Raw genomic sequence first — 1,116 nt, forward strand, 5'->3', positions numbered from 1 at the left:
CCGTTAGACGGGTGGTTATGATTATATAAAGGGCAAACATCGGTGTGGCTGCGTAATTGAGTTCTTCTTCTCGGCTCCAAATTTTTGGTCCAAATTCGGTGTCAACCGTAGCTTCGACCTCTTCAAATTGATTCAAAAACTCTAGATCCCATGCGGGACGAAGGCGTTTGGTTAGTGGTAATTGGCGGGCAATCTCCTCAATCAAGGCCTCATCGACCCCTTCACCATGCCAGTAATCTTCTAATTGTTCGCTGGAAACGATCTTTAGATTATTCTCAAATTGTGAACGAATAGCAGGATCATTGAGATAAGAGTACCAGTTGGCATCATAAATAAGAAGTTGTCCACCTGGTTTGAGAGTGCGTAACCAGGCCTCATAAGCCTTTTCAGGATTTTCCAAATTCCATGTAACATTCCGCATTATAATGACGTCAAAAGATTCTGGCTCAAAGTCCAACTCTTGGGCATTCATTTGTAGATAGCGAACTGTGCTTGAATTTTTTCTATATTGAAGGAGATTCTCTTGTGCAATCTGTAGCATATTTTCTGAAACGTCGATTGCAGTAACATTAGTATAACCAATTTGTGTTAACAAAATCGGAAAAAATCCGGGTCCTGTGCCGATGTCTAAAATACTAGTTGTGCTATCCTTTGGTAGACAACGTATCAGTTCATACTTCCATTTTTCTAGTTGAAGACTTTCAAGTTCTTTTTTATTTTTTTGAGAATATCCATGATAACGTTTATCCCAGTATTTTTGTATGATTTTGTATAACATGGTGACCTCTTTTTCTATTCATAAAATTACTTGTAATAGTATACTACAGAAAGAATTGAAGTTCAAAGAAAAATTTGGTTTAGGCAGTTACAAATCTGGATTAATTTAATCTCAAAAATATCCTGACTTTTCTCATTAATTATTAACACGTTCAATAATAAGTGAGGTTTTTAGAATATATTTTGAGATATAGATTTGTTCGTCATTTTTTTAAATCCTCTCATTTATGTTAGACTAGTCGGGAACATTAAAAAAGAGTTTAGGAGCTCCCATTAACAAATTCTTAAGAGTCCTATTTATCATCGTCATACTGGCCATGACTGGTGCTATTATTTTCC

At 35.8% G+C, this 1,116-nt stretch carries 1 protein-coding gene; it reads right to left on the minus strand.

All coding sequences use genetic code 11. The features are described 5' to 3' along the window. Positions 1-778, minus strand: a 778-nt coding sequence (locus O0J15_RS21290) for a class I SAM-dependent methyltransferase (RefSeq protein ID WP_308306318.1), incomplete at its 3' end; no start/stop codon positions are given. Between the last annotated feature and the right edge of the window lie 338 nt (positions 779-1,116).

Origin of the sequence: Stenotrophomonas sp. Sm10 (assembly GCF_030985515.1) — a bacterium.
GTDB classification, from domain to species: domain Bacteria; phylum Pseudomonadota; class Gammaproteobacteria; order Xanthomonadales; family Xanthomonadaceae; genus Stenotrophomonas; species Stenotrophomonas hibiscicola.